General features: G+C 63.2%; 24 protein-coding genes. 16 read left to right on the top strand and 8 right to left on the bottom strand.

The genetic code is table 11. The annotated features are described in order from the left end of the window. Positions 1-3: 3 nt before the first annotated feature. Entirely contained in the window at positions 4-1,386 is a 1,383-nt protein-coding gene (locus tag ACF8MI_RS06750; protein WP_012274830.1) for a glutamine synthetase family protein, read from the bottom strand. A 204-nt stretch (positions 1,387-1,590) separates the two neighbouring features. Between ACF8MI_RS06750 and ACF8MI_RS06745 the strand changes: the two genes are divergently transcribed. The 5 genes from ACF8MI_RS06745 to ACF8MI_RS06725 all read left to right on the top strand — a co-directional run bounded on the left by ACF8MI_RS06745 (position 1,591) and on the right by ACF8MI_RS06725 (position 6,329). Then, positions 1,591-2,463 carry a LysR family transcriptional regulator gene (locus ACF8MI_RS06745; RefSeq protein ID WP_016712709.1) on the top strand — a complete coding sequence of 291 codons (873 nt, stop codon included), beginning with the start codon at positions 1,591-1,593 and terminating at the stop codon, positions 2,461-2,463. Between the two features lie 238 nt (positions 2,464-2,701). Further along, complete coding sequence (gene rpoZ / locus ACF8MI_RS06740; protein WP_003253383.1) at positions 2,702-2,965, top strand: DNA-directed RNA polymerase subunit omega; 264 nt, start codon at positions 2,702-2,704, stop codon at positions 2,963-2,965. Between the two features lie 59 nt (positions 2,966-3,024). Continuing rightward, complete coding sequence (gene spoT, locus ACF8MI_RS06735) at positions 3,025-5,133, top strand: bifunctional GTP diphosphokinase/guanosine-3',5'-bis pyrophosphate 3'-pyrophosphohydrolase (protein WP_060499673.1); 2,109 nt, start codon at positions 3,025-3,027, stop codon at positions 5,131-5,133. Positions 5,134-5,156: 23 nt separating this feature from the next. After that, complete coding sequence (locus tag ACF8MI_RS06730) at positions 5,157-5,537, top strand: RidA family protein (protein WP_003253379.1); 381 nt, start codon at positions 5,157-5,159, stop codon at positions 5,535-5,537. Positions 5,538-5,597: 60 nt separating this feature from the next. Continuing rightward, complete coding sequence (locus ACF8MI_RS06725) at positions 5,598-6,329, top strand: hypothetical protein (protein ID WP_060499674.1); 732 nt, start codon at positions 5,598-5,600, stop codon at positions 6,327-6,329. A gap of 129 nt (positions 6,330-6,458) precedes the next feature. Here the strand turns inward: ACF8MI_RS06725 and ACF8MI_RS06720 are convergent, their stop codons facing one another. Then, positions 6,459-7,316 carry an SDR family oxidoreductase gene (locus tag ACF8MI_RS06720; protein WP_060499675.1) on the bottom strand — a complete coding sequence of 286 codons (858 nt, stop codon included), beginning with the start codon at positions 7,314-7,316 and terminating at the stop codon, positions 6,459-6,461. 189 nt (positions 7,317-7,505) lie between these two features. Between ACF8MI_RS06720 and exbB the strand changes: the two genes are divergently transcribed. The 6 genes from exbB (at position 7,506) to ACF8MI_RS06690 (ending at position 14,231) form a co-directional block, all read left to right on the top strand. Further along, entirely contained in the window at positions 7,506-8,486 is a 981-nt protein-coding gene (gene exbB / locus ACF8MI_RS06715) for a tonB-system energizer ExbB (RefSeq protein WP_060499676.1), read from the top strand. Between the two features lie 3 nt (positions 8,487-8,489). Beyond that, positions 8,490-8,918: a TonB system transport protein ExbD gene (gene exbD / locus ACF8MI_RS06710; protein WP_003253367.1), complete on the top strand. Its 429-nt coding sequence runs from the start codon at positions 8,490-8,492 to the stop codon at positions 8,916-8,918. Beyond that, the gene (locus ACF8MI_RS06705; RefSeq protein ID WP_060499677.1) at positions 8,915-9,646 is read left to right on the top strand and encodes an energy transducer TonB; all 732 of its coding nucleotides are present in this window, start codon (positions 8,915-8,917) and stop codon (positions 9,644-9,646) included. The genes exbD and ACF8MI_RS06705 overlap by 4 nt, the downstream gene beginning before the upstream one ends. Before the next feature lie 94 nt (positions 9,647-9,740). Then, positions 9,741-10,667 carry a hydrogen peroxide-inducible genes activator gene (locus ACF8MI_RS06700; RefSeq protein ID WP_200928906.1) on the top strand — a complete coding sequence of 309 codons (927 nt, stop codon included), beginning with the start codon at positions 9,741-9,743 and terminating at the stop codon, positions 10,665-10,667. Positions 10,668-10,670: 3 nt separating this feature from the next. After that, entirely contained in the window at positions 10,671-12,749 is a 2,079-nt protein-coding gene (recG, locus tag ACF8MI_RS06695) for an ATP-dependent DNA helicase RecG (protein WP_060499678.1), read from the top strand. 78 nt (positions 12,750-12,827) lie between these two features. Continuing rightward, positions 12,828-14,231, top strand: a complete 1,404-nt coding sequence (locus ACF8MI_RS06690; protein ID WP_060499679.1) for an aminoacyl-tRNA deacylase and HDOD domain-containing protein — start codon at positions 12,828-12,830, stop codon at positions 14,229-14,231. Positions 14,232-14,374: 143 nt separating this feature from the next. Here the strand turns inward: ACF8MI_RS06690 and ACF8MI_RS06685 are convergent, their stop codons facing one another. The 4 genes from ACF8MI_RS06685 to ACF8MI_RS06670 all read right to left on the bottom strand — a co-directional run bounded on the left by ACF8MI_RS06685 (position 14,375) and on the right by ACF8MI_RS06670 (position 16,717). Continuing rightward, the gene (locus tag ACF8MI_RS06685) at positions 14,375-14,749 is read right to left on the bottom strand and encodes an SCP2 sterol-binding domain-containing protein (protein WP_104833737.1); all 375 of its coding nucleotides are present in this window, start codon (positions 14,747-14,749) and stop codon (positions 14,375-14,377) included. 148 nt (positions 14,750-14,897) lie between these two features. Continuing rightward, positions 14,898-15,197 carry an HU family DNA-binding protein gene (locus ACF8MI_RS06680; RefSeq protein WP_016712717.1) on the bottom strand — a complete coding sequence of 100 codons (300 nt, stop codon included), beginning with the start codon at positions 15,195-15,197 and terminating at the stop codon, positions 14,898-14,900. A gap of 187 nt (positions 15,198-15,384) precedes the next feature. Continuing rightward, positions 15,385-16,533 carry an NAD(P)/FAD-dependent oxidoreductase gene (locus tag ACF8MI_RS06675; RefSeq protein WP_060499681.1) on the bottom strand — a complete coding sequence of 383 codons (1,149 nt, stop codon included), beginning with the start codon at positions 16,531-16,533 and terminating at the stop codon, positions 15,385-15,387. A gap of 16 nt (positions 16,534-16,549) precedes the next feature. Next, positions 16,550-16,717: a rubredoxin gene (locus tag ACF8MI_RS06670; RefSeq protein WP_003253349.1), complete on the bottom strand. Its 168-nt coding sequence runs from the start codon at positions 16,715-16,717 to the stop codon at positions 16,550-16,552. Between the two features lie 129 nt (positions 16,718-16,846). Here ACF8MI_RS06670 and ACF8MI_RS06665 point away from each other — a divergent pair, with 129 nt between their 5' ends. Both ACF8MI_RS06665 and ubiA read left to right on the top strand, forming a co-directional pair. Beyond that, complete coding sequence (locus ACF8MI_RS06665; protein WP_200928907.1) at positions 16,847-17,404, top strand: chorismate lyase; 558 nt, start codon at positions 16,847-16,849, stop codon at positions 17,402-17,404. Then, positions 17,404-18,294: a 4-hydroxybenzoate octaprenyltransferase gene (gene ubiA / locus ACF8MI_RS06660; protein ID WP_060499683.1), complete on the top strand. Its 891-nt coding sequence runs from the start codon at positions 17,404-17,406 to the stop codon at positions 18,292-18,294. Before ACF8MI_RS06665 ends, ubiA begins: the two co-directional genes overlap by 1 nt. A gap of 120 nt (positions 18,295-18,414) precedes the next feature. Here the strand turns inward: ubiA and ACF8MI_RS06655 are convergent, their stop codons facing one another. After that, positions 18,415-18,786, bottom strand: a complete 372-nt coding sequence (locus tag ACF8MI_RS06655) for a hypothetical protein (protein ID WP_060499684.1) — start codon at positions 18,784-18,786, stop codon at positions 18,415-18,417. A gap of 173 nt (positions 18,787-18,959) precedes the next feature. Here ACF8MI_RS06655 and phoB point away from each other — a divergent pair, with 173 nt between their 5' ends. The 3 genes from phoB to ACF8MI_RS06640 all read left to right on the top strand — a co-directional run bounded on the left by phoB (position 18,960) and on the right by ACF8MI_RS06640 (position 22,519). Next, positions 18,960-19,649 (top strand): phosphate regulon transcriptional regulator PhoB, encoded by a 690-nt coding sequence (gene phoB / locus ACF8MI_RS06650; RefSeq protein ID WP_060499685.1) that lies wholly within the window; start codon positions 18,960-18,962, stop codon positions 19,647-19,649. A 48-nt stretch (positions 19,650-19,697) separates the two neighbouring features. Next, entirely contained in the window at positions 19,698-21,005 is a 1,308-nt protein-coding gene (gene phoR / locus ACF8MI_RS06645; RefSeq protein WP_060499686.1) for a phosphate regulon sensor histidine kinase PhoR, read from the top strand. Positions 21,006-21,178: 173 nt separating this feature from the next. Then, a complete protein-coding gene (locus ACF8MI_RS06640; RefSeq protein WP_104833735.1) occupies positions 21,179-22,519 on the top strand; it encodes a hemolysin family protein in 1,341 nt (446 codons plus the stop codon). 12 nt (positions 22,520-22,531) lie between these two features. Here the strand turns inward: ACF8MI_RS06640 and ACF8MI_RS06635 are convergent, their stop codons facing one another. After that, positions 22,532-23,428: a peptidoglycan DD-metalloendopeptidase family protein gene (locus tag ACF8MI_RS06635; RefSeq protein WP_060499688.1), complete on the bottom strand. Its 897-nt coding sequence runs from the start codon at positions 23,426-23,428 to the stop codon at positions 22,532-22,534. Positions 23,429-23,483 lie beyond the last annotated feature (55 nt).

Raw genomic sequence — 23,483 nt, 5'->3', positions numbered from 1 at the left:
GGCTTACACCGTGTGCAGGTACCAGTTGTACTCAAGGTCGGAAATCGACACTTCGAACTCGGCCAGTTCGCTTTCCTTGCAGGCCACGAAGATGTCGATGTAGTCCGGGCTGATGTATTGGTTGAGGACTTCGCTGTCGTCCAGCGCGCGCAGGGCATCGCGCAGGTTGTTCGGCAGGCTTTGCTCCAGCTGTTCGTAGGAGTTGCCTTCGATCGGCGCCTGCGGCTCGACCTTGTTGGTCAGGCCGTGATGCACGCCGGCCAGGATGGCCGCCAGCATCAGGTACGGGTTGGCGTCGGCGCCGGCCACACGGTGCTCCAGGCGCACGTTGTCGCTGCTGTCGGTGGGCACGCGTACCGCCACGGTGCGGTTATCCAGACCCCAGCTTGGCGCATTGGGCACGTAGAACTGCGCGCCGAAACGGCGATAGGAGTTGATGTTCGGGCACAGGAACGCCATCGACGCCGGCATGGTTTCCAGCACACCACCGATGGCGTGGCGCAGCGTGTCGCTTTGCAACGGGTCATCGCTGGCAAAGATGTTCTTGCCGGTTTTCTTGTCCAGCAACGAAATGTGTACGTGCAGGCCGTTACCTGCCTGGCCCGGGTAGGGCTTGGCCATGAACGTGGTGTCCATTTCATGGTCGTATGCCACGTTCTTGATCAGGCGCTTGAGCAGGATCGCGTAGTCGCAGGCCTTGAGCGGGTCGGCCACGTGGTGCAGGTTGACTTCGAACTGCGCAGGGGCGCTTTCCTTGACGATGGCGTCGGCGGGAAGGCCTTGCTCCTTGGCGGCTTCGAGCATGTCCTGCAGGCAGTCGGCGTATTCATCGAGGTCGTCGATCAGGTACACCTGGGTCGACTGGGGGCGTTTGCCGGAAATGGGCGAACGCGGCGGCTGCGGGCGACCATTGAGGTTGTCCTGGTCGATCAGGTAGAACTCCAGCTCGAACGCCGCGCAGATATCCAGGCCCAGATCGTCGAACTTGCTCACCACCTGGCGCAACACTTCGCGCGGGTCGGCGAAGAACGGCTGGCCATCCAGCTCGTGCATGGTCATCAGCAGCTGGGCAGTGGGGCGCTTCTGCCACGGCTCGTCCGACAACGTGCCCGGGATCGGGAAGCAGATGCGGTCGGCATCGCCGATGTCCAGGCCAAGGCCGGTGCTCTCGACGGTGGAGCCATTGATGTCCAGGGCGAACAGCGATGCGGGCAGGTTGATGCCCTTCTCGTACACCTTGTGCAGGCTGGCCCGCTCGATGCGCTTGCCACGTACCACGCCATTCATGTCGGAGATCAGCAGGTCGACGTACTGCGTGTCCGGATGGGCCTGGAGGAAGTCATTCATCTCGCTGGAAGAACTGGCGCACGGGGTTACCGACGTCATGGTGTACATCCTTTGATGTGCTGCGGCGATGTGGGATACGGCTGGCGCCTCACGGGCGACGATGGTTGCAGCTGTTGTTCTTTTCACTTTCCCATCGTGGGGACTGGTTACCCGACCGGGCGCATTGATTCCGGGGGGCCGTTTCACTATAAAATGGCCCTGATGCAACAGACATTGGCAATTCGGCAAGCAGAGCGTGCACCAATGCAATATCAGATTACCCACGCCGACCTCTCCCTGGTCCTGGCACTGGAGCGAGGCCGCTCGCTGGCCAAGGCCGCCGAGCTGCTGAAAGTCGATGTTTCGACAGTATTCCGCTCGATCCGCCGGCTGGAGTCGGCGCTGGGCACCGCCTTGTTCGTCAAGAGCCGCAAGGGCTACCTGCCGACCGATACCGCTCAGGCCCTGGCCGAGCAGGCCGAACGTGCCGAACAGGCGCTGGAGGCGGCGCGCATTGCCATGACCAGTGGCGAGCAGGTGGTCAGCGGCACGGTGCGGCTGACCTGTACCGAGGCGGTGATGCACAGCCTGTTGCTGCCGGCGCTGGCCGAGTTCATGCCCAACTACCCGGCGCTATCGCTGGAGATGGGCACCTCCAACACGTTTGCCAACCTCAGCCGGCGCGATGCCGACATCGCCCTGCGCCTGACCAACACCCCACCGGAGCACCTGGTGGGTCGCAACCTGGGGTCTACCTCCTATGTCGTCTGCGGCCAGCCACAGTGGCGCGAGCGCCTGGCCGAGTCGCCCGCCAACGTGCCGTGGATCGCCCCCGATGACTCGATGGTGGACCACCCTACGGTGGTCTGGCGCAACCAGCAGCACCCTGGGGTAAGCCCGCGCTACCAGTGCAGCAGCATGTCGACCATCGCCCAGCTGGTCACCGCCGGCCTGGGCGTGGCGGCGTTGCCGGACTATATGGTGCATGCCTTGCCCGGCGTGGATGCGTTGAGTGGGCCGCTGCCGGGTTGTGACACCCAGCTGTGGCTGCTGACCCGGCCGGATTGCCGGGCATTGCGCTCGGTACAGACCTTGTTCGAAGAGCTGACCCCGCGGTTGCGTGACGCGATGCTCTGAGGTTATCGTCAGGCTCAAGTCTGAGGCTGTCTGTTCCGGCCCTTTCGCGGGTAAACCCGCCCCCACAGGGTGCGCGGTGCCTGTGGGAGCGGGTTTACCCGCGAAGAAGCAAACAGGGGCTTGAAGGTATCACCCGACAAAACAGCGCTTCCCTATTGGCTGGTGATTTTTTAAACTATCGAGTCCGCCTGCCCATTACTGGGCTGCACGCCCACCGCATTTGCTACTGAGGAAGACCATGGCCCGCGTAACTGTTGAAGACTGCCTGGAACACGTGGATAACCGCTTTGAGCTGGTCATGCTCTCGACCAAGCGCGCTCGCCAGCTGGCGACCGGCGGCAAAGAGCCACGCGTTGCGTGGGAAAACGACAAGCCAACCGTTGTTGCCCTGCGTGAAATCGCCGAAGGCATCGTCACCAACGAGTTCATCGCCGCTGAAGAGATCGTCACCGAGGATCCGGTGTTCGCCGCGTTCGAGGACGAGAACAACGAGGCTGTCTGATTGATGCCAGGTCGACGTCGCACGGCGCAAGGCCCTCTTCCTCCGCAGGAGGTGAACCCATGCCGGGTATAGAAGCCTTGGCCGAACGGCTGTCGACCTATCTTGGCCCCGAACAGGTCAACCTGGTCCGCCGCGCCTATTTCTACGCCGAACAGGCCCACGACGGGCAGCGCCGCCGCAGCGGCGAGCCCTACGTGACCCACCCGCTGGCCGTGGCCAGCATCCTCGCCGACATGCACATGGACCATCAGAGCCTGATGGCGGCCATGCTGCACGATGTGATCGAAGACACCGGCATCGCCAAGGAAGCCCTCAGCCAGCAATTTGGCGAGACCGTGGCCGAACTGGTCGATGGGGTCAGCAAACTGACCCAGATGAACTTCGAAACCAAGGCCGAGGCGCAGGCCGAAAACTTCCAGAAGATGGCCATGGCCATGGCTCGCGATATCCGCGTGATCCTGGTCAAGCTGGCCGACCGCCTGCACAACATGCGCACCCTGGAAGTGCTGTCTGGCGAAAAGCGCCGGCGCATTGCCAAGGAAACCCTCGAAATCTACGCCCCCATCGCCAACCGCCTGGGCATGCACACCGTGCGCGTGGAGTTCGAGGACCTGGGCTTCAAGGCCATGCACCCGATGCGCTCGTCGCTGATTCACCGGGCGGTGAAAAGCGCACGCGGCAACCGTAAAGAGATCGTCGCCAAGATCGAGCACTCGCTGGCCAACTGCCTGGCCGCCGACGGTATCGAGGGCGAGGTCAGCGGCCGGCAGAAACACCTCTATGGCATCTACAAGAAGATGCGCGGCAAGCGCCGCGCCTTCAACGAGATCATGGACGTGTACGCCTTCCGCATCATCGTCGACAAGGTCGACACCTGCTACCGCGTGCTCGGCGCCGTGCACAACCTGTACAAGCCGCTGCCCGGTCGCTTCAAGGACTACATCGCGATCCCCAAGGCCAACGGCTACCAGTCGTTGCACACCACGCTGTTCGGCATGCACGGCGTGCCCATCGAAATCCAGATCCGCACCCGAGAGATGGAAGAGATGGCCAACAACGGCATCGCCGCGCACTGGCTGTACAAGTCCAACGACGACGAGCAGCCCAAGGGCAGCCACGCCCGTGCCCGCCAGTGGGTCAAGGGCATCCTTGAACTGCAGCAACGTGCCGGCAACTCGCTGGAATTCATCGAAAGCGTGAAGATCGACCTGTTCCCGGACGAGGTCTACGTGTTCACGCCCAAAGGCCGCATCATGGAGCTGCCCAAAGGCTCCACGGCCGTCGACTTCGCCTACGCGGTCCACACCGACGTGGGCAACAGCTGCATCGCCTGCCGCATCAACCGCCGCCTGGCGCCGCTGTCCGAGCCGCTGCAAAGCGGCTCGACGGTGGAAATCGTCAGCGCACCGGGCGCACGGCCGAACCCGGCCTGGCTCAACTTCGTGGTCACCGGCAAGGCGCGCACGCACATCCGCCATGCCCTCAAGCAGCAGCGTCGGTCCGAGTCCATCAGCCTGGGCGAACGCCTGCTGAACAAGGTACTCACCGGCTTCGACAGCAGCCTGGAGAAAGTCCCCCAGGAGCGTATCCAGTCGATTCTCGCCGAGTACCGCCTGGAACTCATCGAAGACCTGCTCGAAGACATCGGCCTAGGCAACCGCATGGCCTACGTGGTTGCACGTCGCCTGCTGTCGGCCGAAGGCGAGCAGTTGCCAGCGCCGGAAGGCCCGCTGGCGATTCGTGGTACCGAAGGCCTGGTGCTGAGCTACGCCAAGTGCTGTACGCCGATCCCGGGTGACCCGATCGTCGGCCACCTGTCGGCTGGCAAAGGCATGGTCGTGCACCTTGAGAACTGCCGCAACATCAGTGAAATCCGCCACAACCCGGAGAAGTGCGTGCAACTCTCCTGGGCCAAGGACATCACGGGCGAGTTCAATGTCGAACTGCGTGTCGAACTGGAGCACCAGCGCGGCCTGATCGCCCTGCTGGCCAGCAGCGTCAACGCCGCCGACGGCAACATCGAGAAGATCAGCATGGACGAACGCGACGGCCGTATCAGCGTGGTCCAACTGGTGGTCAGCGTGCACGACCGCGTGCACCTGGCGCGTGTGATCAAGAAGCTGCGTACCCTGACCGGTGTGGTCCGCATCACCCGCATGCGTACGTAGTCCGCCAACCGCAAGGAGTCATCATGAGCAAGACCGTCATCAACAGCGACAAGGCCCCAGCTGCCATCGGCACCTACTCGCAGGCGATCAAGGCCGGCAACACCGTGTACATGTCGGGCCAGATCCCGCTGGACCCGAAGACCATGGAGCTGGTTGAAGGCTTCGAAGCCCAGACCGTGCAAGTGTTCGAAAACCTCAAGGCCGTGGCTGAAGCCGCTGGCGGTTCGTTCAAGGACATCGTCAAGCTGAACATCTTCCTCACCGACCTGAGCCACTTCGCCAAGGTCAACGAGGTGATGGGCCGCTACTTCGAGCAGCCCTACCCGGCCCGCGCCGCCATCGGCGTTGCCGCGCTGCCGAAAGGCTCCCAGGTCGAAATGGACGCCATCCTGGTCATCGAATGATGCCCCTGGTGACGAGCGCCCTGCCCGTCACCCCTCCCTCTTCTGCAAGGTTATTCCCTCATGCGTCAAGCACTGCCCTTCGCACTGGCAGCCCTGCTTCTGGGCGGCTGCGCCAGCCACAAACCCGAAGACTTCAACGGCACCTGGATCAACCAGGACGCCATCACTGCGGCCGTCAAGGGCAGCAGCCTGCGCCAGGCGCTGAACGAGCACGGCCCGGTGTTCGAGTGGAAACTCGACGTTGCCAGCCAACAGGCCAGCTACAGCAATGGTTTCGAGGCCGCTGACGGCCAGTTGAGCGCCAACGACAAGCAGTGGCAGGCCAACTTCGAAGGTGGCCAGACCGAGCAGTTGTCGCTTGATGGCGATGAACTGCTGACCGTTGATCAAAGCGGAGCCAAGCAGACCTTCGTACGCGCCAAGGCACCGGCTACCGCCAATGCCCCGCTGGGTAGCAGCTTCGAGAAGGCGCTGTACCAGGCCTACCTGGGCGGCGACTGGAAGATCACCGAAGGCCAGGGCAAAGGTGCCAGCGTGCGCTTCAGCGACACCGGCAACGTCACCGGCCTGCCAGGGCCAGACCGTTTCGCCCTGTGCCTGGCGGGCGATTGCGCGACCATGGGCGGCAGCAATGACAGCCTGTGGCTGGAGCGTAACCAGCGTGGTGCACCGTTCATCATCAAGCGTGATGGCGGCAAGCTGGAGATTTTCCAGGCGGTGAACCGTGCGCAGCCGGATGACATGCCGGAGCTGGCGGCGGGCAAGCGCCAGTGGGTGCTGGAGCTCAACTGAGCCCTAATGCATTTGCACTGAATGCACTGGCCTCTTCGCGGGTAAACCCGCTCCCACAGGGTAATCACTGTCTTCAGGCCTTGTGATATCCCTGTGGGAGCGGGTTTACCGGCGAAGAGGCCGGCAGACTCAACGCCCTCCTTTCAGGATGGCTGCATACCCTTCCTTGTAACTCGGATATTCCGGCACCCAGCCCAACGCTCGCGCCCGGGCATTGCTACAGCGCTTGCTGCCGGTACGCCGCACCCGCTGCTCATCAGACCATTCGGTAACCCCCATGTATGCCCGCAGCCAGGCCACCACATCGGCCAGCGGAGCCGGGTCGTCATCGACGCCAATGTAACAGTCGTCCAGCGCCTTGCCGTCGGCATCGGCCTGCAGCAGGTGCGCCAGCAGGCTGGCAGCATCCTCGGCATGAATGCGGTTGCCATACAGCGGCGGCTCCTCGGCGACGCGGTAACCCTGGCGCACCTGGCTCAGCAGCCACTCGCGGCCTGGGCCATAGATGCCGGTCAGGCGCACCACACTTGCCGGAATGCCGCTGGCCAGCGCCAGCTGCTCGGCCTCAAGCATCACCCGCCCGGAATAACCTTCAGGCTCGGTGGCCGCACCTTCTTCGATCCATTCACCGTCTTTTTGGGCATACACGCTGCTGCTCGATACAAACAGCAGGCGACGCGGGTGCTGGCCTCGCTCGGCCAGCCACGCCAGCACATGGCGCAAGCCGTCGACGTAGGCCGCCTGGTAACCTGCCTCGTCGTGCTGGCTGGCCGCCACGCAGTACACAAGGTAGTCCAGCGAACCCTGCGGCCAGGCTTGCGGAATCGACGGCTCGGCCAGGTCGGCGGCAACCGGCGCGATCCCCGCAGGCAGTTGCCCGACAGAACGGCGCAGGCCGCTTACCTGCCAGCCTTTGGCCAGCATCTGTTTGGCAAAACGCCCGCCTACATCACCACATCCCACCACCATCACGGATAGGTCTGACATCACAAAACTCCCTAGACCAATTGATCACCCCGGCCACGCTACACGATGGGCGGCTAGACCATAGGCGAAAAAAGCAACAAGATTACTTTTGTTAACAAGAATTACTTGCAATAATGGCGGCCAATTTGTTCTCGGCCTATCTCGAGGCCTTGGAGAACGTCCACTTTTTCTTCATCAGGTCCGGCCAGCATGACACGCACTCAACCTTCCGCTTCGCCAACCCCGTCGCGCGCCTGGCGCGCCATCGCCGCGCTGACACTCAGCCTGGTGCTGGCCCCGGTGGCCATGGCCGATGAGCCAACCGCCAATGCCGCTACACCAGCCGCTGCTTCCGCCCCGGCTACTCCAGCGACACCGGCTGTGGAAGGCCAGGCTCCCGCTGGCGAAGCACAAGCTGCCGCTCCGGCAGATTCGCAGGTAGTGGTTGATCCCGCTACCGATGCACTGGTTGAAGACACGTCCCTGGGCATGGCCCACGACCTGTCCCCGTGGGGCATGTACAAAAACGCCGACATCGTGGTGAAGATCGTCATGATCGGCCTGGCTATCGCCTCCATCATCACCTGGACCATCTGGATCGCCAAAGGCTTCGAGCTGATGGGCGCCAAACGTCGCCTGCGTGGTGAGATCGCCCAGCTGAAGAAGTCCACCACCCTGAAAGAAGCCAGCGAAGTCTCCAACAAAGAAGGCACCCTGGCCCACACGTTGGTTCACGACGCCCTCGAAGAAATGCGCCTGTCGGCCAACGCCCGCGAAAAAGAAGGCATCAAGGAGCGTGTCAGCTTCCGCCTGGAGCGCCTCGTGCATGCCAGCGGCCGTACCATGAGCAGCGGCACCGGCGTACTGGCCACCATCGGCTCCACCGCGCCGTTCGTCGGCCTGTTCGGTACCGTATGGGGCATCATGAACAGCTTCATCGGCATCGCCAAGACCCAGACCACCAACCTGGCCGTGGTTGCCCCAGGTATCGCCGAAGCCTTGCTGGCCACCGCCCTGGGCCTGGTCGCTGCAATCCCGGCCGTGGTCATCTACAACGTCTTCGCCCGCTCCATCGCTGGCTACAAGGCCCAGGTGTCCGACGCCTCCGCTCAGGTACTGCTGCTGGTCAGCCGTGACTTGGACCGCCAGGGCAGCGATCGCGCCGCCCCGCACATGGTGAAAGTGGGGTAAGCCATGGGCCTGCATCTCAACGAAGGTGGCGACGACCTCGCCGAAAACCACGAAATCAACGTTACGCCGTTCATCGACGTGATGCTGGTGCTGTTGATCATCTTCATGGTCGCAGCCCCCTTGGCCACGGTCGACATCAAGGTCGACCTGCCGGCCTCGACCGCCAAACCGGCGCCGAGGCCCGAGAAACCGGTGTTCGTCAGCGTCAAGGCCGACCAGAAGCTGTACGTCGGCGACGATCAGGTTGCTGCACCCGACCAGCTTGGCCCGATGCTCGACGCCAAGACCAAGGGTGACAAGGAAACCACCATCTTCTTCCAGGCTGACAAAGGCGTGGATTACGGTGACCTGATGGAAGTGATGAACAACATGCGCGCGGCCGGCTACCTCAAGGTCGGTCTGGTAGGTCTAGAGACGGCAGCCAAGAAATGACAAAAACGCGCTCTAACATGGCGCGCTACGGTGGCAGCCTGGCGATCGTGCTGGGCGTGCACGTGGTCGCCGTGCTGCTGACGCTCAACTGGTCGGTGCCCCAGGCCATCGAACTGCCACCGGCAGCCATGATGGTCGAGCTGGCGCCATTGCCGGAGCCTGCGCCACCACCGCCCCCGAAAGCGGCACCGCAGCCACCGGCACCGGTCGAGGAACCGCCGCTGCCGAAGCTGGCCGAGGCCCCCAAGCCCAAGATCGCCATTCCCAAGCCGCCCAAGCCGAAGGCCAAGCCACAGCCGCCCAAGCCCGAGAAAAAGCCTGAGCCGCCGAAGGAAGCGCCGCCGACCGAACAAACGGTAGACGCACCGCCCAGCAACACGCCGCCGCAGAAGTCCGCGGCACCGGCGCCGAGCATTGCGTCCAACAGCAACGCCCTGCCGACCTGGCAGAGCGACCTGCTGCGTCACCTGGCCAAGTACAAGCGTTACCCGGAAGACGCGCGCCGTCGCGGCCTGCAGGGTATCAACCGCTTGCGCTTCGTGGTCGACGCCGAAGGCAAGGTGGTGTCGTACGCCATGGCCGGTGGTTCGGGCAGTGCCGCACTGGACCGGGCGACCCTGGAAATGATCCGTCGGGCCGGCACGGTACCCAAGCCGCCACCCGAGTTGCTGAACAATGGCACGATTGAAGTCGTGGCACCATTCGTCTACTCGCTGGACCGCCGCTGAGACTTTTGTTTCTGTCACAAATCGGCAAGTCTGATAACGTGCGTCTATCGATTGCAGCCGCTATGCTGGGCCCGCAACTTCATGGACGCACGTTATGACCCTCACAGAATTACGCTACATCGTCACACTCGCCCAGGAACAGCACTTCGGCCATGCCGCCGAACGCTGCCACGTGAGCCAGCCGACCCTGTCGGTCGGTGTGAAGAAGCTCGAGGATGAGCTTGGCGTTCTGATCTTCGAACGCAGCAAGAGCGCGGTGCGCCTGACCCCGGTCGGTGAAAGCATCGTCGCCCAGGCGCAGAAGGTACTGGAGCAGGCCCAAGGCATTCGCGAACTGGCCCAGGCCGGCAAGAACCAGCTCACTGCCCCGCTCAAGGTTGGCGCCATCTATACCGTCGGCCCCTACCTGTTCCCGCACCTGATTCCGCAACTGCACCGCGTAGCGCCGCAGATGCCGCTGTACATCGAAGAAAACTTCACCCACGTACTGCGCGAAAAGCTGCGCAATGGCGAACTGGACGCGGTGATCATCGCCCTGCCATTCAACGAAGCCGACGTGCTGACCCTGCCGCTGTACGATGAGCCGTTCTGCGCCCTGATGCCGGCCGACCACCCGTGGACGGCGAAAAAGACCATCGACACCGCCATGCTCAACGACAAGAGCCTGTTGCTGCTGGGTGAGGGCCACTGCTTCCGCGACCAGGTACTGGAAGCCTGCCCGACCCTGAACAAAGGTGGTGAAGGCTCCAAGCACACTACGGTCGAGTCCAGCTCGCTGGAAACCATCCGCCATATGGTGGCATCAGGCCTTGGCGTTTCGATCCTGCCGCTGTCGGCGGTGCACAGCCACCACTACGCCCCTGGCATCATCGAGGTCCGCCCGCTGACAGCGCCGGCGCCGTTCCGCACCGTCGCCATTGCCTGGCGTGCCAGCTTCCCGCGGCCAAAGGCCATCGAAATCCTCGCTGATTCGATCCGCCTGTGCTCGGTCGCCAAAGCCCCTGCGGACCAACCGGCCTGAGTCATGAGTGAGCTGTCGAAGGTCCCAGTCACGGTACTCAAGGGTGTTGGCGAGGCCATGGCGGAAAAACTCGCCAAGGTCGGCCTGGAGAACCTGCAGGATGTGCTGTTCCACCTGCCCCTGCGCTATCAGGACCGCACCCGCGTGGTTCCGATTGGCCAGTTGCGCCCCGGCCAGGATGCCGTGATCGAGGGTGTGGTCAGCGGTGCCGATGTGACCATGGGCAAGCGCCGCAGCCTGGTGGTACGCCTGGGTGACGGCACAGGTGTGCTGAGCCTGCGCTTCTACCATTTCAGCAACGCGCAGAAAGAAGGCCTTAAACGTGGCACCCACCTGCGCTGCTACGGCGAGGCCCGCCCCGGCGCCTCGGGCCTGGAGATCTACCACCCGGAATACCGGGCGCTGAATGGTGACGAGCCGCCGCCACCGGTCGAGCAGACCCTGACACCGATCTACCCGTCCACCGAAGGCCTCACCCAACAACGCCTGCGCCTGTTGTGCCAGCAGAGCCTGGGCCTGCTTGGCCCGCGCAGCCTGCCTGACTGGCTGCCTGACGAGCTGGCCCGGGACTACCAACTGGCGCCGCTGGACGATGCCATCCGCTACCTGCACAACCCGCCGGCCGATGCCGACCTCGACGAGCTCGCCGAAGGCCAGCACTGGGCCCAGCACCGCCTGGCCTTCGAAGAACTGCTGACCCACCAGCTGTCGCAGCAACGCCTGCGTGAAAGCCTGCGTAGCCTGCGCGCACCGGTCCTGCCCAAGGCCAAACGCCTGCAAGCGCAGTACCTGGCCAACCTGGGCTTCCACCCGACCGGCGCGCAGCAGCGGGTGGCCAACGAAATTGCCTACGACCTCAGCCAGCACGAACCGATGATGCGCCTGGTGCAGGGCGATGTGGGGGCAGGCAAGACCGTGGTCGCCGCACTGGCCGCGTTGCAGGCGTTGGAAGCAGGCTATCAGGTGGCCTTGATGGCACCCACCGAGATCCTTGCCGAACAGCACTACATCACCTTCAAGCGCTGGCTCGAACCACTGGGCATCGAAGTGGCCTGGCTGGCCGGCAAGCTCAAGGGCAAGGCTCGGGCAGCTTCCCTGGAGCAGATCGCCAACGGCGCACCGATGGTGGTCGGCACCCACGCGCTGTTCCAGGAAGAGGTGAAGTTCAAGCACCTGGCCCTGGCGATCATCGACGAACAGCACCGATTTGGCGTTCAGCAACGCCTGGCCTTGCGCAAGAAGGGCGTGGCCGGCGAGCTGTGCCCGCACCAGCTGATCATGACCGCAACGCCTATTCCGCGCACCCTGGCCATGAGCGCCTACGCCGACCTGGACACCTCGGTGCTCGACGAGCTGCCGCCTGGGCGTACCCCGGTGAACACCGTGCTGGTAGCCGATAGCCGCCGCTTCGAAGTGGTCGAACGGGTACGCGCCGCCTGCGCCGAGGGCCGTCAGGCTTACTGGGTTTGCACCCTCATCGAAGAGTCTGAAGAGCTGACCTGCCAAGCAGCCGAAAGCACCTATGAAGAACTTGGCAGCGCCTTGGGTGAACTGCGTGTGGGCCTGATCCACGGTCGCATGAAGCCTGCGGAGAAAGCCGAGATCATGGCGCAGTTCAAGGCCGGTGATTTGCAGCTGCTGGTTGCGACCACGGTCATCGAGGTAGGCGTGGACGTGCCCAACGCCAGCCTGATGATCATAGAGAACCCCGAGCGCCTTGGCTTGGCCCAGTTGCACCAGCTGCGCGGCCGGGTTGGCCGGGGCAGTGCCGTGAGCCATTGCGTGCTGCTGTACCACCCGCCACTGTCGCAGATCGGCCGCGAGCGCCTGGGGATCATGCGCGAGACCAACGACGGCTTCATCATCGCCGAAAAGGACCTAGAGCTGCGCGGCCCGGGCGAGATGCTGGGGACCCGCCAGACCGGCCTGCTACAGTTCAAGGTCGCCGACCTGATGCGTGACGCCGACCTGTTGCCAGCGGTGCGCGACGCCGCCCAGGCCCTGATCGCGCGCTGGCCGGAACACGTCAGCCCGCTGCTCGACCGTTGGCTGCGTCATGGCCAGCAATATGGCCAAGTGTGACGCCAGTACCAGAATGGATCCAGATTTGCTCGCAGGCTGGTTATACTTCGCGTTTAAAAGAAACAGTGGATACGGACCATGACTGAAGTTGCCCTGGACACCGCAACCCCACACGCACCCTCTGTCATCAGGCGGCTGCTCGACAAGCTCGGCGTCGCCTACCGCGAGGTGACCGAGCACCCGCACCTTCCTGCGGCTTCGCGGGTGCAGGCAGTGCTTCTCGACGACGAGGTCGGCGCCCTCATGGTGCTGTTCCCGCAGAGCCAACTGCTGGACCTCAACCGCCTGGCCGAACTGACCGGGCGCAAGCTCACCGCCGTGTCGGTGCCGCGCCTGAAGCAGATGCTCGACAAACACCAGCTCAAGGCCCTGCCAGGCATTCCGGCGCTGACCAGCTCACCGTGCCAGTACGAGAAGAGCCTGCTCGACGCCGAAACCGTCTATATCCAGTCGGGCGAAACCGGCCTGCTGCTGGAAATCGAACGCGCGCACTTCAAGCGCATGCTGGCCAAAGCCAGCGCCAGCAGCTTCGGCCAGGAAGTCGAGGCCATCAGCCCAAACCTCGACCGCCCCGATGACGACACCCGGGAAATCACCAATGCCGTGCAGGCCTTCACGGCCCGACGCATCCAGAAGCGCCTGGAAGAAACCATCGAGATCCCACCGCTGGCCGATACCGCGCAAAAGATCATCAAGCTGCGGGTAGACCCCAACGCCAGCATCGATGACATCACCGGCGTGGTCGAAACCGACCCGGCGCTGGCGGCCCAAGTGGTGAGCTGGGCGGCATCGCCGTACTACGCCTCACCCGGCAAGATCCGCTCGGTGGAAGATGCCATCGTGCGCGTGCTGGGCTTCGACCTGGTGATCAACCTGGCCCTGGGCCTGGCGCTGGGCAAGACCCTGAGCCTGCCTAAAGACCACCCGCAGCAGGCCACACCGTACTGGCAGCAGTCGATCTACACCGCTGCAATCATCGAAGGCCTGACCCGTGCCATGCCGAGGGCAGAACGCCCCGAGGCCGGGCTTACCTACCTGGCCGGGCTGCTGCACAACTTCGGCTACCTGCTGCTGGCACACGTGTTCCCACCGCACTTTTCGCTGATTTGCCGCCACCTGGAGGTAAACCCGCACCTGAGCCACACCTACGTGGAGCAGCACCTGCTGGGCATCAGCCGCGAACAAATCGGCGCCTGGCTGATGAAGCTGTGGGACATGCCGGAAGAGCTGTCGACCGCGCTGCGTTTCCAGCACGACCCGGCCTACGACGGCGAGTACTCGGCATTCCCCAACCTGGTGTGCCTGGCCACCCGTTTGCTGCGCTCGCGAGGCATTGGTTCGGGGCCGATGGAGGAGATCCCGGACGCGTTGCTGGAGCGCCTGGGGATTACCCGGGACAAGGCGGAGGATGTGGTGAACAAGGTACTCGAGGCCGAGAACATGTTGCGCGAACTGGCTTCGCAGTTTCACGCACCGCACTGAGGCTTGTCAGGAACCCTGTGGGAGCGGGCTTGCCCGCGAAACAAGCGCTGCGGTGCATGGCACCGGCTTCGCCGGTGTTCGCGGCGGTTCGACGCCTCGACAAGCCCGCTCCCACAGGTAAGTATTGGCAGCCCAGTTGAGGCTCAGCCTTTCTTCTTCGGCTTCAGGTACTTCATCAACCCCTGGAACCACATCACCAGCGCCGGATTGCCCTTGATCTGGATGTGCTTGTCCTGAATCCCCTGCATGAACGCCAATTGCTTGTTGCCCGCTTGCATCGTGGCGAAGCCAAAGGCTGCGTCCTTGAACGCAATGGCGAAAGCTGGCTGTGCGTGCGCCCCGCCCTTACTGCTGATGCGCTCGTTATTGACGATGAAGTGCCGGGCGACCTTGCCGTCCAGGGTCTGCATCTGGAACACCAGGTCCTTGCCCTTGAGCTGCTGCTGGAACGCCGGGTTATTGCGGCTGGCCCTGGCCATCAACAGCCCCATGGCCCAGAGAAGAAAGCGAAACTTCATCAACGCGCCTCGAATGAAAAGTGACTAAGGCGCGCAGTTTATCCCTTTCCTGAACTAATTATGCAAGTTCGAAACATTTTGCCTGCAGAAAGCACAACGGGCGCCCTGGGGCGCCCGTTTGGCTGACACGGGGGTTGTCAGGGAGCGATCACTTGCCTTTCTTGGCTGGCTTGACGGGGGCGTTGACGCTGTCGCGCAGGTTCTTGCCTGGCTTGAAGGCCACGGTGTTGCTGGCTTTGATCTTGACCGGCTCGCCGGTTTGCGGGTTCTTGCCGGTACGCGCGCCGCGATGACGTTTTTCGAAGGTGCCGAAACCGACCAGGGTCACGGTGTCCTTGTCCAGGGCGCCGGTGATGCTGTCGAGAATCGCGTTCAAAACCTGATTGGCCTTTTCCTTGGTCAGATCGGCCTTATCGGCGATGACGGCGGCGAGTTCTGGTTTGCGCATAGTGAAGCCTCTTTGACGGAATTCTTGTTGTTATGCCGTGCTGCCTTTGGGAGCAGCGCTCAAGGCACCGCAGGCTCTAATCTGCGGCAGACGGAAGTGAGAATGGCACGAGCTCCGGGGCCGCGCCAGTATCTGGGCGGCCATTGTGCGGGCAACAACAGGATAAATCCGACAGAACAGCCTCTATTTACGCCATTATGGCTGGCAACTGACGATTCAGCGCCAGCTTCTCCATCACGGCTTTCCCGGTTAGGGCGTAGCCCAGCAAGTTGCCGTCTGCGCCGTGGCAGAGCACCTTGAGGTCACTGCCCTGACCGTCCACCTGCCAAGTACCTTCGTGGCCCATGGGCGGCGGCGAAACCACCAGCGGGCAGGCCGGGGTTTTTACCGTGATCGGCATCGGCCCATAGGCGACCGCCGTCGGCTTGCCGGCAAGGGTTTGCGCCAGCGCCCGGGCACAGCTCATCAGTGGCATCACGTAGAGCAGGTTGATGCCATCGACCTCGGCACAGTCGCCGAGGGCGAAGATGTTGGCGTGGGATGTACGTAATTCGCGGTCTACGCTGACGCCACGGTTGGTCTGCAAGCCGGCTGCGGCAGCCAGGTCGGTGCGCGGGCGAAGGCCGATGGCCGAAACCACCAGGTCGCAGGCGATCACGCTGCCATCCGACAGGTGCGCCTCCAGGCCTTGGGCCACCTGCTGCAAGCGGGTCAGCACCGGGCCCAGGTGGAAGCGCACGCCCAAGCCTTCCAGCCCGGTTTGCACGGCCGCCGCTGCGGCCGGGTGCAACAGGGTTGGCATCACTTGCTCACATGGCGCCACGACCTCCACCTGGAAGCCACCCAGGCTCATGTCGTTGGCAAACTCGCAGCCGATCAGGCCGGCACCGAGAATCAGCACGCGCTGCTTGCCGACAGCGGCAGCACGGAAGCGCGCGTAGTCTTCGAGGTCGTTGATCGGGAACACCAGATGGCTGCCGTCGCCTTCGATCGGCACCTGCACGGTCTGCGCGCCCCAGGCCAGCACCAGATCGCGGTACTCCACGGCCTCTTCGCCGATCCACAGGCGCTTGTGGCCTGGGTCGATGCCGCTGATACGGGTATGGGTGCGGATCTCGGCATTCAGCTGTTCGGCCATTGCGCCTGGCTCGGCCATGACCAGGCCGTCGGCCTCTTTCTGCTTGGCAAAGCCCATGGAGAGCATGGGCTTGGAGTAGGAACGACCATCGTCGGCGGTGATCAGCAGCAACGGCGTCTGCGTATCGAGCTTGCGAAATTCACGCGCCAGGTTGTAACCCGCAAGGCCGGTACCGATGATTACCACAGGGGACGTCATGTCGTGCTTTCCTCGATTAGCCGATGGAGATCATTTCAAAGTCGCTTTTGCCAACCCCGCAGTCAGGGCACAGCCAGTCTTCAGGCACATCTTCCCAACGGGTGCCGGGGGCGATGCCGTCGTCGGGCCAGCCTTCGGCTTCGTCGTAGATCAGGCCACAGACAATACATTGCCACTTTTTCATCAGGTCTTTTCCTTGGTGGAACTCAGGCTTTATCGGGCCGGTCTTTGGCCCTGCTTCCATGCATTATGCAAGCAGTCAGGGCAATCATGCTAAGCTCGCCGCCTCTCTGGTTGTAACAAGCAGACCGACGTGTCGTACGAATCCCCGCAAGCAGCCGCTGTCGCGTGGCTGCCGTATTCACAGCTGGCGACCGGCATCGACCAGCCCACCCTTGACTGGCTGTTCGACGAGGGCTCACTGACTCGCCGCCTGACCCGCCTCTCCGACGATCACTTCTCCGTCACCCCGCTGTTCGAGGGCTGGCAGCCACTGCGCGATGACGAATGCCAGGCGCTGGGCATTGCCGCTGGTGCCGAAGGCTGGGTGCGCGAGGTGTACCTGCGTGGCCATGGCCAACCTTGGGTGTTCGCCCGCAGCGTCGCCAGCCGCAGCGCCCTGGAGCGCGGCGGGCTGGACCTGGAAACCCTGGGCAGCCGCTCGCTGGGCGAATTGCTGTTCTGCGACCAGGCGTTCATCCGCCACCCGATTGAAGTGTGCAGTTATCCACAGGCCTGGCTGCCGACCGAAGCCACCCGCGCAGCACTGTGGGGCCGCCGCTCGCGCTTCGAACGGGGCGGACTGGACCTGCTGGTGGCAGAAGTGTTCCTGCCAGCATTGTGGCAAGCGGCCAAGGAGGAAAACCGCTGATGTACCTGCAACTGCTCAAGTCGCTGAACCGCCTGCACCCGCGAGCCTGGGACTTCGTCCAGCTCAGCCGCATGGACCGGCCGATCGGTATCTACCTGCTGCTGTGGCCAACCCTGTCGGCGGTGTGGATTGCCGGCAACGGTTCACCTACCGTGGCCAATGTGCTGATCTTCGGCCTCGGCGTGGTGCTGATGCGCGCTGCGGGCTGCTGCATCAACGATTTCGCCGACCGTAAGGTGGATGGCCACGTCAAGCGCACTGCCGACCGGCCTCTGGCCAGTGGCCGAGTAAGGCCACGCGAAGCGCTGGCGCTGTTCGCCATCCTGGTCGGGGTCAGCTTCCTGCTGGTGCTGTGCACCAACAGCCGCACGGTATGGCTGTCGTTCGGCGCGGTGGCGCTGGCGTTCTGCTACCCGTTCATGAAGCGCTACACCTATTACCCGCAGGTGGTGCTGGGGGCGGCGTACTCCTGGGGCATCCCCATGGCGTTCACGGCAGCGGGGGGCGAACTGCCGGCCAGCGCGTGGCTGCTGTATATCGCCAACCTGCTGTGGACGGTGGGTTATGACACCTACTACGCCATGGTGGACCGCGATGACGACCTGAAAATTGGCGTGAAGTCGACTGCGATCCTGTTTGGCGACGCCGATCGCACCATCATCCTGACCTTGCAGCTGCTGTCGCTGGGCTGCCTGTTGCTGGCGGGTAGCCGCTTCGACCTGGGGGGCTGGTTCCACCTGGGGCTGCTGGGGGCTGCTGCGTGCTTTGCGTGGGAGTACTGGTCGACGCGCAAGCTGGACCGGGAGTCGTGCTTCAAGGCGTTTCTGCACAACCACTGGGCGGGGTTGCTGGTGTTCATTGGCGTAGTGCTGGATTACACGTTGCGTTAAAGCTGATGGCCCAATCGCAGGCAAGCCAGCTCCCACAGGTCATGTGCAAGCCTCAAGGGCAGCGCTGTACCTGTGGGAGCTGGCTTGCCTGCGATGGGCCGCGCAGCGGCCCCGGCAATCTCAAGGCTTGGCGACGTGCCAGACGTCCTTCACGCCATCACCGGTCATGTCACCAGCTTTCTTGTCCTTGATGAAGGTATACAGCGGCTTGCCGTCGTAGGCCCACTGCATCGAACCGTCGTCACGGGTTACATGGGTCCATTTGTCCTTGGGCGCTTCGTCTTCTTTCTTGACCATCAACGGCGGCCAGTTGGTGGCGCACTCACCATTGCACATCGACTTACCACCCGCATCCTTGTCAAAGGTGTACAGGGTCATGCCGGCATGATCGACCCACATGCCGTCCTTCTCCATGGCATGGTGGGCCGACGCCACCCCCGGGAGCGCCAGCGCAGCGAAAAGGGCCATCCAGCTCAGCGTTTGTCGTGTCATTGGATTCACCATTGTTTCGGGGGGAGGTAAGTTCGGGTAACCGCCACAGCGGCCCTTTGAAGCCTAGTCCAGTCACGGAATGTCGCCATAACGGCCAACACCCTGTCACACAGCTGCAATAATTCCGTTATCTAATGCGGGCCAAGACACCGAATCCAGGAGAGGTTTTGAGCATGGTTGGCAGGAACATTCTGATCGTCGACGACGAAGCGCCCATTCGCGAGATGATCGCCGTTGCCCTGGAAATGGCCGGCTATGACTGCCTGGAAGCGGAAAACTCCCAACAGGCCCACGCGATCATCGTCGACCGCAAACCGGACCTGATCCTGCTCGACTGGATGCTGCCGGGCACCTCCGGCATCGAGTTGGCCCGCCGCCTCAAGCGCGACGAGCTGACCGGCGACATCCCGATCATCATGCTTACCGCCAAGGGTGAAGAGGACAACAAGATCCAGGGCCTGGAAGTGGGTGCCGACGATTACATCACCAAGCCGTTCTCGCCGCGTGAGCTGGTGGCCCGCCTGAAAGCCGTGTTGCGCCGTACCGGCCCGAGCGACGGCGAGGCGCCGATCGAAGTTGGCGGCCTGCTGCTTGACCCGATCAGCCACCGCGTCACCATCGACGGCAAGCCGGCCGAGATGGGCCCGACCGAATACCGCCTGCTGCAGTTCTTCATGACCCACCAGGAGCGTGCCTACACCCGTGGCCAACTGCTGGACCAGGTATGGGGCGGCAACGTCTATGTCGAGGAACGCACGGTCGACGTGCACATCCGTCGCCTGCGCAAGGCGCTGGGTGAAGCCTATGAAAATCTGGTACAAACCGTCCGGGGCACTGGCTACCGCTTCTCGACCAAGAGCTGATCGGGTTCAAAAGCGCCACGCTGCACGTTGTTGTACAAGGACCGTCAATTGAACCAGAACTGGCACGCGACCCTGATTCGTCATCTGCTGTTGCTGATTACCGTCTGCCTGATCGGCGGGCTGGTCAGCGGCTACTATGGCTGGAGCCTGGCCATTGGCCTGGCACTCTACCTGGGCTGGACCCTCAAGCAACTGCTGCGCCTGCACGACTGGCTGCGCAACCACCAACCCGATGAGGCACCGCCCGATGGCTACGGCCTTTGGGGCGAGGTGTTCGACAGCATCTACCACCTGCAACGCCGCGACCAGCGTGTGCGTGGCCGCCTGCAGGCCGTGATCGACCGGGTGCAGGAGTCCACCGCCGCGCTACGTGACGCCGTGATCATGCTCGACAGCGACGGTAACCTGGAGTGGTGGAACCGCGCCGCCGAGACCCTGCTGGGCTTCAAAACCCCACAGGACGGCGGCCAGCAGGTCACCAACCTGGTGCGTCACCCGCGCTTCAAGGAATACTTCGAAGCGGAGAATTACCTCGAACCGCTGGAAATCCCCTCGCCCATCAACGACCGCATGCGCGTGCAACTGCACATCACCCGCTACGGCAACAACGAACACCTGATGCTGGTACGCGATGTCACCCGCATTCACCAGCTGGAACAGATGCGCAAGGACTTCGTCGCCAACGTGTCGCACGAGCTGCGCACGCCGCTGACGGTTATCACCGGCTACCTGGAAACCTTGCTGGACAACGTCGAGGACGTGAACCCGCGCTGGAGCCGCGCCCTGCAGCAGATGAGCCAGCAAGGCTCACGCATGCAATCGCTGCTCAACGACCTGCTGCTGCTGGCCAAGCTGGAAGCCACCGATTACCCGTCGGACAACCAGCCAGTGGCCGTCGATGCCCTGCTCGCCGCCATCAAGAATGATGCCCAGGCCCTGTCCGGGCCACGCAACCAGCGCATCAGCCTGGAAGCTGCGCCCGGCGTGAAGCTGAAGGGCAGCGAGTCGGAGCTGCGCAGCGCCTTTTCCAACCTGGTGTTCAACGCCGTCAAGTACACCCAGGACGAAGGCAACATCCGCATCCGCTGGTGGGTCGATGCCCAAGGTGCGCATTTGTCGGTGCAAGACTCGGGGGTGGGCATTGACGCGAAGCACTTGCCCCGCCTGACCGAACGCTTCTATCGGGTGGACTCCAGCCGCGCGTCGAATACCGGCGGCACCGGGCTGGGGCTGGCGATTGTGAAGCATGTGCTGATGCGCCATCGCGGCAAGCTGGAAATCAGCAGTTTGCCGGGGCATGGCAGCACCTTTACCTGTCACTTTGCACCGGCACAATTGGCCAACGGCAAGGTTTGAGATTGGGGCTGCGGTGCAGCCCTTCGCGGGCGCGCCCGCTCCTACAGCGACCGCAATACATCAGCCACCCTTTGCTTTTACGGCTCCAGCCGCTACATTGGATCCCCTGTGCCAGCAAAAGCTGGCACTTTTTTTCTCTCTATCTCTAAGACGGACCCCGTAAAAACTCCATCATGGACCCTTCCCCTGGTATCAGCCTCACCTCGTTATTCGCCGATTTCGGCATGATCATCTTTGCCTTCCTGCTGGTGCTGCTCAACGGCTTCTTCGTTGCCGCCGAGTTCGCCATGGTCAAGCTGCGCGCCACCCGCGTCGAGGCCATCGCCGAGCAGCATGGCTGGCGCGGCAGTATCCTGCGCAAGGTTCACAATCAGCTCGACGCCTACCTGTCGGCCTGCCAGTTGGGCATTACCCTCGCCTCGCTGGGCCTGGGCTGGGTCGGTGAACCGGCGTTTGCCCACCTGCTTGAGCCGCTGCTGGCGTACTTCGGGGTCGACTCGCCCGAGCTGATCAAAGGCGTCTCGTTCTTCGTCGCCTTCTTCGTCATCTCGTACCTGCACATCGTGGTCGGCGAGCTGGCGCCCAAGTCCTGGGCTATCCGCAAGCCGGAGCTGCTGTCGCTGTGGACCGCCGTGCCGCTGTACCTGTTCTACTGGGCGATGTACCCGGCCATCTACCTGCTCAATGCCAGCGCCAACACCATTTTGCGTATTGCCGGCCAAGGCGAGCCTGGCCCGCACCACGAGCACCACTACAGCCGTGAAGAGCTGAAGCTGATTTTGCACTCCAGCCGTGGTCAGGACCCAAGCGACCAGGGTATGCGCGTACTGGCGTCGGCCGTGGAAATGGGCGAGCTGGAGGTGGTCGACTGGGCCAACTCGCGTGAGGACATGGTCAGCATCGACGCCCATGCGCCGTTGAAGCAGATCCTGGCCCTGGTACGCCGCCACAAGTTCAGCCGCTATCCGGTGTACGACGCCGAGCGCGAAGAGTTCACCGGCCTGCTGCACATCAAGGACCTGCTGCTGGAGCTGGCCGAGCTGGAGCACTTGCCCGAAACCATCGACCTGGAAGACCTTGCCCGCCCCCTGGAGCGCGTATCGCGGCACATGCCGCTGGCCCAGTTGCTGGAGCAGTTCCGCAAGGGCGGCGCGCACTTCGTGTTGGTGGAGGAAGCCGACGGCAAGGTTATCGGCTACCTGACCATGGAAGACGTGCTGGAAGTGCTGGTAGGCGATATCCAGGACGAGCACCGCAAGACCGAGCGCGGCATCCTCGCTTACCAGCCAGGCAAACTGCTGGTGCGCGGCGACACGCCGCTGTTCAAGGTCGAGCGCCTGCTGGGGGTCGACCTCGACCACATCGAGGCAGAGACCCTGGCCGGGCTGGTCTACGAAACGCTCAAGCGCGTGCCTGAAGAAGAGGAAGTGCTTGAGGTCGAGGGGCTGCGCATCATCATCAAGAAGATGAAAGGGCCCAAGATCGTGCTGGCCAAGGTGCTGAAGCTGGACTGATGGCTATATCGGTCAGGGGTTGCCGGCAGTGAAGTCCGGTAACCCGCTGATCGGCCTGTCGAACCGGTAAGGTATCGACTCCAGCGCCAGCCCCACATTGCGCTGCACCACGAAATGCAGGTGCGGCCCGGTGCTGTTGCCAGTATTCCCTGACTTGGCCAGCATCTGCCCCTGCCGTACCCGCTGCCCCTCCGCCACCACCACCGAACCGCGCATCAGGTGCAAGTACACGCCCATGGTGCCGTCCGGGTGCAGGATCCTGACGAAATTCCCTGAAGGGTTGGTCCCCCGCCCGCTCTGGGTGTTTTCCGTCTTCACCACCACACCTTCGCGCGCCGCAATGATGGTGGTGCCTTCAGGCATGGCGATGTCCATGGCATAGCGCCCCTTTGGCCCAAAGTGGCTGACACGCCCGTTGGGTCCTTGAGTGACACGGAACGGCCCGCCAATCCAGGGGAATGCGTAACGGAAGCCCTGTGGCCGCATGCCCGGGTCACCCATGGCCTGCAGCAGGGTCGAGCGGTAGTTCAGCAGCAGCCCGGGACGCCCCCGGAGCACACTGAGCATTTGCGTGGTCTGCGGCGGCAGTAAGCGGCGCACGATGCGCGGAGCATCGCCACCTTGCGCGTTCACCAGATTGTCCAGTCGCAACTCGACCTCCACGGGTACATGCAGCTCGTTGCGCGCCGAAAAGCTCACGCCACCGTCGAAGGTCCTGGCGTTCAACAGCACCTGGCCCTCCAGCGTCTCGACCATGGGCTCGCGCAGCACCAAGGGCTTGGCGCCCGGGCCTGGCCGGTCGGAATAGGAGACCACACCGGAATCGTCAGTGATCTTGTAGAGGGTCACACCCAGGCTCGACGCCGAGACCATGAGCAATGCACAGAACAGCAGCAGGCGCGTGGGCATGATAGTGGCTTTTTGACAGTTTTGATGTCTCGAAGCCTAGCAGCGGGTTTTGCGG

Origin of the sequence: Pseudomonas sp. yb_9 (assembly GCF_043103635.1) — a bacterium.
In the GTDB taxonomy this organism is placed as follows: Bacteria; Pseudomonadota; Gammaproteobacteria; order Pseudomonadales; family Pseudomonadaceae; genus Aquipseudomonas; species Aquipseudomonas monteilii.
Note: the sequence above shows the minus strand (reverse complement) of the source record. Positions and strands in the feature narration are given on the sequence as shown.